At 61.1% G+C, this 11287-nt stretch carries 6 protein-coding genes and 1 pseudogene; 4 read left to right on the plus strand and 3 right to left on the minus strand.

Translation table 11 applies throughout. The features are described from left to right. The 3 genes and pseudogenes from HF921_RS00480 to alaS all read left to right on the plus strand — a co-directional run. A pseudogene (locus tag HF921_RS00480) lies at nt 1-614 on the plus strand (recombinase RecA); the annotation flags it as partial. After that, nucleotides 615-1067, plus strand: a complete 453-nt coding sequence (locus HF921_RS00485) for a regulatory protein RecX (RefSeq protein ID WP_064220027.1) — start codon at nt 615-617, stop codon at nt 1065-1067. Between the two features lie 69 nt (nt 1068-1136). Then, nucleotides 1137-3770: an alanine--tRNA ligase gene (alaS, locus tag HF921_RS00490; RefSeq protein WP_064220026.1), complete on the plus strand. Its 2634-nt coding sequence runs from the start codon at nt 1137-1139 to the stop codon at nt 3768-3770. A 23-nt stretch (nt 3771-3793) separates the two neighbouring features. Here alaS and HF921_RS00495 read toward each other — a convergent pair whose 3' ends face one another. From HF921_RS00495 to HF921_RS00505, 3 genes are all read right to left on the minus strand, one after another. Further along, nucleotides 3794-4375 (minus strand): hypothetical protein, encoded by a 582-nt coding sequence (locus HF921_RS00495; protein ID WP_081258213.1) that lies wholly within the window; start codon nt 4373-4375, stop codon nt 3794-3796. A gap of 28 nt (nt 4376-4403) precedes the next feature. Beyond that, the gene (locus tag HF921_RS00500) at nt 4404-6386 is read right to left on the minus strand and encodes a lytic transglycosylase domain-containing protein (RefSeq protein WP_064220024.1); all 1983 of its coding nucleotides are present in this window, start codon (nt 6384-6386) and stop codon (nt 4404-4406) included. A 233-nt stretch (nt 6387-6619) separates the two neighbouring features. Continuing rightward, nucleotides 6620-9955, minus strand: coding sequence for a DEAD/DEAH box helicase (locus HF921_RS00505; RefSeq protein WP_215861778.1), 3336 nt, complete (start codon nt 9953-9955; stop codon nt 6620-6622). Nucleotides 9956-10102: 147 nt separating this feature from the next. Here HF921_RS00505 and HF921_RS00510 point away from each other — a divergent pair. After that, nucleotides 10103-11287: phosphohexomutase domain-containing protein (locus HF921_RS00510; RefSeq protein WP_226834241.1), on the plus strand; the 1185-nt coding region annotated here is incomplete at its 3' end.

An 11287-nucleotide genomic window follows, 5' to 3' on the forward strand; every position in this document is an offset into this window, starting at 1 on the left:
TTATCGACTCCGTGGCCGCACTGACCCCCAAAGCGGAAATCGAAGGCGACATGGGCGACTCCCACGTCGGCTTGCAGGCGCGTCTGATGAGCCAGGCCCTGCGCAAGCTCACCGCCAATATCTCCCGGACCAACACCCTGGTCATTTTCATCAACCAGATTCGTATGAAAATCGGGGTGATGTACGGCAGCCCGGAAACCACCACCGGCGGTAACGCCCTCAAATTCTACGCCTCCGTGCGTCTCGACATCCGCCGCATCGGCGCGATCAAAAAGAGCGACGAAGTGGTAGGCAACGATACCCGCGTCAAGGTGGTCAAGAATAAGGTCGCACCACCTTTCCGTGAAGCCGAATTCGCCATCTATTACGGTGAAGGCATCTCCCGTCTTTCCGAGTTGGTGGACCTCGGCGTGAAGTTCGACATCGTCGAAAAAAGCGGCGCCTGGTACAGCTATCAGGGAGAACGCATCGGCCAGGGCAAGGATAACGCCCGCCAGTATCTCAAGGAACATCCGGAGTTGGCGGTCAATATCGAGCAGCGGATACGGGCAGCGGCAGCAGGACATCCCCTGGCTTTTGCCGAAGACGTGGTAGAGCCCGCAGCGGTCGAGTAATTGACGGCAGAACGCGGCGATCCCACCGCGCTGGCGCTACGGTGGCTGGCGCGTCGGGAATATGGACGTCTGGAGTTGCGTGACAAGCTGCTCCGCGCGGGATGTGACGCAGGGGACGTGGCGCTGGCGCTGGACGCACTCGTCGCTGTCGGCTATCAGGATGACGCGCGTTATGCGGAAATGCTCACCCGTACCCGCGTGCGTCAGGGGCACGGGCCGTTGCGCTTGCGTCAGGACTTGCAGCGGGCGGGGGTGGAAGCTACCGCAGACCCCGAGATTAACTGGCTGGTGCAGGCGCAGGCGGTCTGTCAGAAGCGTTTTGGCGATACAGTGCCAGCAGATGCCAAAGATTATGTCCGGCGTGCCCGTTTTCTGGCGGGACGGGGATTTACCGGAGAGACGATTCGCCGGGTGTTGGCCGCCAGTAGAGAAAGGGATTTCTCTGCGGATTGACAGCGGGTGAGGGGGCGAGAAACCCTCGCCCGGAGACAAAAACACTTTATCTTTAACAACGGAAGACCGATGCACGCGCAAGCCATTCGCCAAGCTTTTCTGGAGTATTTTGTGGAACAGGGGCACCAAATCGTCCCCTCCAGCCCGCTGATTCCCCGTAATGATCCGACCCTGCTGTTCACCAATGCCGGTATGGTGCCCTTCAAGGATGTGTTTCTCGGTCTGGAAACCCGTCCCTACCGGCGCGCCGTCTCCTCACAGCGCTGTATGCGCGCGGGCGGCAAGCACAACGATCTGGAGAATGTCGGCTACACGGCGCGGCACCATACCTTTTTCGAAATGCTGGGCAACTTCTCTTTTGGCGATTATTTCAAGCGTGAAGTGATCGGTTTTGCCTGGCGTTTCCTCACCGAACGTCTGGACCTGCCGCCGGAAAAGCTCTGGATTACGGTTTACGAAGAGGATGATGAGGCGGCTGACATCTGGATTAACGAGATCGGCATTGATCCCGCGCGCCTCTCCCGCTGTGGCGAGAAGGATAACTTCTGGAGCATGGGTGACACCGGTCCCTGCGGCCCCTGCTCAGAGATTTTCTATGACCACGGCCCCCACATTCCCGGTGGCCCTCCGGGCAGTCCGGAGGCGGATGGCGATCGCTATATCGAAATCTGGAATCTGGTCTTCATGCAGTTTGACCGGGACAGCAATGGCGCCCTGACCCCTCTGCCCAAACCCTCCGTCGATACCGGCATGGGTCTGGAGCGCCTCGCGGCCGTGCTCCAGGGCGTACATAACAACTATGACACCGACCTCTTCAAACCGCTGATCGCCGCGGCGGCGCAACTTTGTGGCAAGGCATATGGCCGCGACATGGCGACGGACATCAGCTTGCGGGTGCTGGCGGATCACATCCGCGCCTGCAGCTTTCTCATCACCGATGGCGTCCTGCCCGCCAATGAAGGCCGCGGCTATGTGCTGCGCCGCATTATTCGTCGCGCCGTGCGGCATGGCCGCAAGCTGGGCATGGAGACCGTATTTTTTCATCAACTGGTGGCGCCGCTGGTGGCGGAGATGGGCAGCGCTTTCCCTGAGTTCACGCGGGCACAGCGCGAAGTCGAGCGCGCTCTGGAGCGTGAGGAAACCCGCTTCCGGGAAACGCTGGAGCGCGGACTGAGTCTGCTGGAAGAGGCCATTGCAGGCCTGGCAGCGGGTGCCGCCATTCCCGGCGAGATCATTTTCCGGCTCGCGGATACCTTTGGTTTCCCCGTCGATCTGACCGCCGATATCGCCCGCGAGCGTGATCTGATCATGGATATGGGGGGTTACGAGGCGGCCATGGCTACGCAGCGCAGCCGTTCCCGTGCCGCCTGGGCGGGCAGCGGTGAGATCAAAACGGAACGGGTGTATCACGATCTGGCCATGCGTTTGCCGGCTACCGGATTCACCGGCTATACGGCCTGTGCGGGTGAAGGAAAAATACTGGCGCTGATCCGCGATGGCGAAGAGGTGGCTTTCCTCGAAGCAGGGGATGTGGGTGCGGTTATTCTCGACCGGACGCCTTTTTACGGGGAGTCCGGCGGGCAGGCGGGGGATCGTGGCGAACTCCGGTCGGATGGTGCCCTGTTTGCCGTGACTGATACGCAAAAGCCCATGGGCCACCTGCATGTGCATTTGGGGTGTTTGACATCCGGTCGTTTGCAGGTTGGCGATGTGGTGCTCGCCGGTGTGGACGAAGTGGGGCGTCGGGCGACGGCAGCGCATCACTCCGCGACCCATCTGCTCCACGCCGCCCTGCGCAACGTTCTTGGCAGCCACGTGCAGCAGAAGGGTTCGCTGGTCAATCCGGAGCGGCTGCGTTTCGACTTCAGTCAGCCGGAGCCGGTGACGGCCGCGCAGTTGCGGGAGATCGAGCGCGTGGTCAACGCCGCCATCCGCAACAATGTCGGCGCAGAAACCCGGGTGCTGCCCATTGCCGAAGCGCAGGCCCTGGGTGCCATGGCCCTCTTCGGCGAGAAGTACGGTGATGAGGTGCGGGTGGTGCGCATGGGAGATTTCTCCATGGAGCTCTGTGGCGGCACCCATGTGGAGTCGCTGGGGGATATGGGCGTATTCAAGATCCTCAGCGAAAGCGGCGTGGCGGCGGGCATCCGGCGTATTGAAGCCGTCGCCGGCGCGGTAGCGCTAGAAGTTATTCAGCGCGATGAAGAACGCCTGCAAGCGGCAGCCGGACTGTTGAAAGTCGCTCCTGCAGAGCTTGATCAACGTCTGGCACAAACCCTGGAGCGCCTGCGCCAGTTAGAAAAGGAGCTGGAAAAGGTCAAGCGGGATGAAGCCGCCAGAGCGGGTGCCGATCTTGCCGCACAGGCCGAGGACGTAGGCGGAGTGCCGGTGTTGATCAGGCGCCTGGAGGGGATGGACGGCAAAGCCTTGCGCGATGCCCTGGATCGCCTGCGCAGTCAGTTACCTGACGGCGTCATCGTCCTTGCCGGAGTGGAAGGGGAAAAAGTGGCGTTGATTGCCGGCGTCGGTAAGGCGTTGAGCGGACGCATTCACGCCGGAGATCTGGTGAATACCGTGGCACAGCCGTTGGGTGGCAAGGGCGGTGGGCGTCCGGAACTGGCGCAGGCCGGGGCCGGCAATCCGGCGGCCTTAGATGCCGCCCTCAACGCCGCCCGCGACTGGGTCAGAGGTGAACTCGGTTAGTTCCGACTCCGCCGCGATCCTTGTCAGTGAGGACCGTGACCTTGGTCATGACCGTTATGGCCTCGACCCGGTCCACCACGATCCTCCGGTCGCTGCGCAGGTCCGTGGCCTTCTGGTCCCCGAAAAGCGCCAGGCGCCCGCTGCTCTGGTCCGCGATAGCGCGGCGGTTGTGGACGTTCCGCTGGTCGGAAATGGCGCCATTGTGGATCGCGATAATGGCGGCCGACGTCGCGCTGAATATTCTGCCAGTCGCGGTGATTCCAACGACGGAGCGCGGGTGGTGGCGCGACGATGGGGCGCCAGGGCCCACGATAGCCCGGCCCGGCCCACCAGCGATTCCCGTAATAGTAATAATAAGTTGAGCCCAGATAGAAAATGGGTTGAGGGGTGCCATAGGCCGCATAGACCCCCAGATTGCTCAGCCATATCATCAGAGGTGGTGCGGCGATGGTTGCGGGCGGGTAACCCGGCGCTGCATATATGGGCTGCGTTCCAATATTTAACTGAATATCCACAGGGGACGCACTGGCCTCAGTGACTGCTGTTCCGGCATATAGGATGGCGCCGGACACTAACCAGACGAGGTGACGTTGTGGCCATTTCATGATGCTTGCCTCCGCAGGAAATAACGATTCATCGTGTCTGGCTCATTATTGCGCCAAGACGCCATTGCGGCCAGATGGTTTGGGGGGCTTGGTCTAAAATGGCGGCATAGACAACGGTGTTGGTCAGCACGCTCTGCACATAGTGGCGGGTCTGTTGGAAGGGGATATTCGCGGTGAAAATCGGACCGGCCCATGGTCCCGGGGGTGGTGTCCAACGGTTCAGCCAGCGTTGTGGTGCGCTGGGTCCGGCGTTGTAGGCGGCCGCAGCCAGCAACTCGGAGCCGCCAAAATGCTGTTGCTGAAGGCTCAGATAGTGAGAACCCAGGGTCAGGTTGCCGCTGACGCTATGCAGATCGGCGTTGGCGGCTGCGGCGACATGGGTCTGTAGCCATTGGGCTGTGGCAGGCATCACCTGCATCAACCCCTGTGCGCCGACGTCGGACCGGATACCGAACGCAAAACCGGATTCCTGCCGGATCAGACCGGCCAGGAAGGCGCGGCGCAGGCCGGTCTGAGTGGCGGCGGCGTCGATTTCCTGTGCATAGGGGAGCACGTAGCCTTGTTGCCAGTCTTCTCCCCCGTGAATCAGACTGCTCGCATGAATACCCAGCAGCCACGCCTTATGATGTAAAGCCATCCGGGCTGCGGCTTTGATCTCCCCCGTCCCGTTCAACCCCTTCAAAAACTGGTCCCATTCGGCGAGGGCGTCGAAATAGAGTCCGAGATGATAGAGTGTGATCGCGGTCCGCTCGGGAACGTTATTATCCGATATGGCGCTCGTTTCGCTCGGTGCGGGCGGATCGTCAGGCTTTAAGATCAGCGGCCTGTTGAGGGTCGCCATAGCCAGTTGTCCGTAATAAGTCCAGGGAGATTCCAGGGCCGTCAGCAAAGTGTGGGCAGCCTGCGTATGTCCGCGTTGCAGCAGCGCGACGGCGGACCAGAATTGCCACCGCCGCTGCTGGCGTTGGACGGTGTCCATCTGCCGTGTGGCCTGCTCCACCATGCTCCAGTTGCCATCGCGTAAAGCGGTGCGCACCATCCAGGCCAATAGTTGTGGCCGGGGACGAAATTGCGGATCAGCGGCATAGGCTTGGGCATACCAGTGTCCGGATTCGGAACGAAAGGACAGGGTGGCGTGGTAGGCACTGTTATAAAGCACCAGCGACTTATCAGCGGCGGAGAGGACGCCGAGGGTCCGCACAAACTGTACCGCCTGCGCGGGGTGAGTGGCAGCGAGGCGCAGCAGGGCAAGCACCAGTAGATGGGCCTGACCAGTTGGCCATTTGTGGCTGCCATAATGCTGAATCTGCTGAGATATCCACGCGGCAGGCGCAGTTACCGTCCGCGCCAGCTGACCGGATTGCGCCGCGGGTAAAAATGGCGCAAAGCGCAGCGCAGCGTCAAAAGCGGAGGCCTCGTACATTTGTTGCAGGCGCCGCCACAGTTCTGGCGGCGTGATTTGCCCCTGTTCCAGATAGGCACGCGCCATGGCGTTGCAGGCATGATCATTCGCTGCGGCGCCGCTCCAGAGGAAGAATGGGGCAACCACCGTGCTGGTGCTGAGCAGTGGATCGCGCGCCGCATCACAGCGCAAGCTGATCAGATCGGGGATGCTGCCGGCCTGAAACACCTGGGTAAAATCCGACCAGTCCTCACGGCGCGCGAGTTCTAACAGCCACTGTTGGCGCAACAAATGATGCGCCACCCCGCTCGGATAGTGCTTCGCATAGCGTTGATACTGGTCTTGGGTCATGCTTTTGAGGCGGGGTTGCAGAGACCAGTACCCTACCCATGGCCCCATGTAGGTATTTTCTAATTCAGGCAACGCGTTGGCGGCAGGGCGATAATCACCCTGGGCGAAAGCGCTTGCCGCCGAATTCAGGAGTCGCTTCTGAACGGTGTTGAGGGTGTCGGTCGCCGCAACTGCCGTACCGTAACTTAATACCAGCGACATCAAGACCGCTACAGGGCGCGGAAGACGCATTTCCAGGATTGTTTTAAACACAGTCATCGACTGCGACGCTTGGGGATGGAGGTAAGCCGCCGAGGATGATCTTTATTGACGCCTGCTTGCTGAAGAATGGCGACTATTTTATCTGCTGTCCGTGCTGCTTTCATACGTCTTGATTCCTAGAATTCGCCGACGAAATCAAATGGCTTGCAGGGCTGACCAGGGCACCTCTGGTAACCCCATCTATAATGCCACCAAGCGTGCCGTTCAGGAAGCGTCGTGGCTCGTGTGCCTCAGCGCTGAGTTCCGGGCAGTGGCGCGAGAAGAGAAGCAAGATCGTCAGGGCCGAAACGGAGCTTTTCTTTCTGCGCTTTTTCCAGCACGCCGGCGGCGAGGAAGGCCTTTTTCTCCTGCAACGCCAGGATTTTTTCCTCAATACTCCCGGCAATAATCAGTTTGTAAACAAAAACCTGGCGTTTCTGGCCGATACGGTGGGCACGATCGGTGGCTTGATTTTCGGCGGCGGGGTTCCACCATGGATCATAGTGGATTACGGTGTCTGCTGCCGTGAGGTTGAGACCGACCCCGCCTGCCTTGAGGCTGATCAGGAAGAGCGGCACTTCACCGCGCTGAAAGCGGTCGATGGGCGTCTTGCGATCCTGGGTGCTGCCGGTGAGCAGCACGTAGGGGATATGCATCTTGTCGAGACGTGCACTGATCAGGGCGAGCATCTCGGTGAATTGTGAAAACAGCAGAATCTGGCGACCTTCCGCCAGCAACTCCGGAATCATCTCCATGAGCAGCGACAGTTTGGCGCTGTCCTGTACTTTACGCGCCTTCTCGCTCTTGAGCAGGCGCGGGTCACAGCAGACCTGACGCAGCTTGAGCATGGCGTCGAGGATGACGATCTGGCTACGTTGAAAACCTTTGGCGGCGATTTCCTGGCGGATACGTTCATCCATGGCGCTGCGCACGGTTTCATAGAGGTCACGCTGAGCCCCGTCAATATCCATGGAGCGGATGATGATGGTCTTCTCGGGGAGTTCTTTGGCGACTTCTTCCTTGCGGCGGCGCAGGATGAAGGGACGCACCCGACGGGCCAGTAAATCCAGACGTTCAGCATCTCCATGGCGTTCGATGGGGCTGCGCCAGACGCGCTGGAAGCTGCGCTGGTCGCCGAGAAAGCCGGGCAGGAGGAAGTCGAATTGCGCCCAGAGTTCGCCGAGGTGGTTTTCCAGCGGTGTGCCGGTGAGGGCGAGTCGATGCCGGGTGGGAATCTCGCGAATAGCTTCGGCGGCGCGGCCCTGCGCATTTTTGACCATCTGCGCCTCGTCGAGAATCAGCAGATGGAAACGCTGGTCCTTGAGCGTCTCAATGTCCCGCCAGACCAGCGGATAGGTGGTGAGAATCAGATCATGCTTGGGTATTTCGGCAAAGCGGCTGCTGCGCTCTTTACCGTGCAGGGAGAGTACCCGCAGGTCGGGGGCGAAGCGCTCTGCTTCTTCCCGCCAGTTATGAATCAGGGAGGTGGGCATGATAATCAGGGCGGGATTGGTCAGGCGGCCGCTCTCCTTCTCCAGCAGCAGGTGGGCGAGGGTTTGCGCGGTTTTGCCGAGACCCATGTCGTCCGCGAGAATGCCACCCAAATGATGCTCGCGCAGAAATTGCAACCAGGCAAGCCCATCCTGCTGATAAGGGCGCAGGGGGAGGGCGAAACCGGCGGGTGCCGCGACTGGTGTAATCTCCCCATTCCGGGGCAGGCGCTTGGCCAGGGCGCGTACGGCATCCATACCTTCACTACGCCACTGGCTGTTATCCGCCAACTGGGTGAGCCGTGGCGCGTCAAAGGCGGACAAGCGTAGAGGGCCTGGAGCGCCAAGGCTGAACAGGTCGATGAGGGTGCCGACCAGTGGCTTCAGGCGATCCGCCGTGGTCTGGATGGGGACACCGGCCGGGGTGTGCAGGTGAATGTGCTCATCATCCGGGATCGTGCCGAGGCCACCCGGATCCAGCCAGCGCGGATCGCGAGCGAAAAGGGCGCCGAGCAGGGGGGGCAGTGCCAGCCGTTTGCCGTCCACCACGATGCCGACATCCAGACCCAGCCAGCCCTCTTCGGCGCCATCCACCTGCATATCCCATTCGTCCACTTGCAGGAAGTAATGGCGGAAACCATCGGGCCAGCGCACTTCCCAGCCTTGTTCGCGGAGAGTTTCAACGCTCGTTGTCATGAATCGATCCCAGTCGGCCTCGCTGGTTAGCCCGTAGATGGGCTGCGGCAACAGCGACAAACTGTGGAAGATGCTGGCTTTGACGGGCTCCAGGCCGGTTTTACCCAATTCTTGCAACACCCGTTTTTCGGCTGCCGTATCGCGTTTTATGCGAACCATTTCGCCATTGTTGAGGGTCTGGATGGCACTGTCGTCGTCTATGGCGATGTGCGCGGGACCATATACAAAAGTGGGTTGCGCATAGTCGAAGCGGCAGCTAGGGCCCCATTGACCGGCATAGTTGCGGTGCGCTTGGATGCCGAGGAGTGCCAGGGTGTCGCACCAGAGCAAGGCTTGCAGCGGTGCAGCAATCTCCCGCAACTCTTGTTCTGGATCGGTTACGGGTGCGGGGAGCCCAGGCGCCGACTGTTCCAGCATCTCACGCAAAAGGGTGGCTTCTTGCGCATTAAGGGGGGGGGCCTGCAACAGATCGCGCAGGACCGTGACCGGCATGTCTGTGTCGATCGGGCCGATTTCCTGGCTTTCTTCATCCAGATACCAGGTAATATCCAGTGGCAGGTAGCCGCTGGCGGCTGGCGTGGTTTCCAATGCCGGATATTGCTCCCCACCCTTGCTGACTTTCCAGATCAGCGTGCCGGGCCGGTTGTCGCCCAGGCGCAGGGCTGGGTTGGTCAGTGTGTTGCCGAAGAGACGCCCTGTGCCCGCGAGCAAGGTGAGCGCCGCGGCGCCATGGCGGGGGCCGAGATCAAATTCACCTGTTTGGCTGGCGTAAGGGTCTTCCAGCAGCAGGCGCCGCAAGGCACGTTGGTCCGTTTCATCAATAAAGCTTGGTGTACGGCGTAGAGCGCCTTCAAAATTGTACCAATGGGTGAGATCAGTACATTCTCCCGTCTTGTTCAGACGGGCCTTGCGACAACTGAGAACCGGACCCTGATGGCGTCTGCTGTTCAGTTCCAGCAGCCAGTATAGGGCGTAAGTGGTGGTCGGGGGCTTGCGTTTGGGCGGATCCAGGTGGGAGCGCAGTTCGCTCAGCCATTGCATCACATGCGGGCGTAACACCGGCGTCGGCGTCGTGTGGCTGCGTTGGGCGAGCAGGGCCAGCAGCACTGCCGTGACATGCTTGCAGCGACTGCCCACCGGGCAGGTACACAGGGTCACCAGGTGCCCCTGGCTGAGGTGAATGTCTACCCGGTACGGCTTGCGTGCCGTGCCCTGTACCAGGGCGCTGAGGTCGGTGCCGCCGCGCTGCTCCAGATGGCTGATGGACTTCTGATAAGGTTGGGCCTTGCGAATCTCCAGATCACCCAGCCAACTGCGGATGTCTTCATAGCTGTACGTCTCCAGCGTGGGCATCGTACTGGCATCGCGGTGCCAGTTCATCCAGTCGTTCTTGGTGGGCATGGGGCTTGCTCGGTGGTGTAACCATTATCAGGAAATGCACTTGGGCGACGCCGCAGTGCAAACCGCATATAGTACACAGTCGACGGGTAAGAGGGGAAGCCGTTCGAACTGGTCCGCCAGTATCCCCGCCAGCGCCTTGCAGTTATCATGGGCGAAACGGCAGACACAGAGGGGCAGGTGATGACGGCTTTTGGGACGAGTGGGTTGCGGGGTCTGGTGGCGGATCTCACGGATCAGGTCGTTTATGCACATACGCGGGCTTTTCTGCGCTATCTTGCGGAAATCGGCGAGTTTCACGCCGGGGATGCAGTGATACTGGGCGGCGACCTGCGTCCCAGCACGCCGCGGATGCTGGCCGCGGCCTGGGCTGCTGTCCTGGCGGAAGACGGGCAACCGGGGTTTGCCGGATATCTCCCCTCACCAGCACTGGCTTTTGCAGGACTGACGGCGGGGGTACCATCGCTGATGGTCACCGGCAGTCATATTCCTTTTGATCGCAACGGCATCAAGTTTAACCGCCCGCATGGGGAATTGATGAAAGCCGATGAGGCCGGGATCCTGCGTCAGGATATGACGGTGGATGCGGCGCTTTTCGACGACGCGGGCGCGCTGCGCAAACCACCTGTTTTGCCTGGTCCCGACCCGCACTGGCTGGCGCTCTATCAGCAGCGTTACCGGGACTTTTTCGGCGCGGACAGCCTTGCCGGATGGCGACTGGGCGTCTACCAGCACTCCGGTGTCGCCCGTGATCTGCTGGTGACGCTGCTGGAGTCGCTGGGTGCCGAGGTGCTGCCCCTGGGGCGCTCGGCGGATTTTGTGGCCCTGGACACCGAGGCCCTGCGCCCCGAAGACACGGTTCTGGCGCAGCGTGCGGTGGCTGAGCACCATCTCGATGCGCTCCTGACCACGGACGGCGACGCCGACCGTCCCATGATCGCTGACCATGAAGGCCGCTGGTGGCGCGGTGATGTGTTGGGGATTCTGACGGCGCATGCCCTGGGCGCCCATACGGTAGTCACGCCGGTAAGCAGCAATACGGCGCTGGAGTTGTCCGGCTTTTTTCAGGAAATCCGGCGCACCAGGATTGGTTCCCCTTACGTCATAGCGGCGATGCAGGGCGCTTTGCAGGAGGGACAGATGCCCGTCTGTGGTTATGAGGCGAACGGCGGTTTTCTGCTGGGCAGCCCGCTCACTCGTGATGGCCGCACTCTGGCGCCGCTTCCCACCCGCGACGCGATTCTGCCCATGTTGACGGTGCTGACGGCGGCGAAGGAGCGGCGCACCCCCCTGGCAGCCTTGCTGGCCGATCTGCCGCCCCGTTTTACCGCCAGT

It is taken from the genome of Acidithiobacillus ferriphilus (assembly GCF_018854775.1).
GTDB classification, from domain to species: domain Bacteria; phylum Pseudomonadota; class Gammaproteobacteria; order Acidithiobacillales; family Acidithiobacillaceae; genus Acidithiobacillus; species Acidithiobacillus ferriphilus.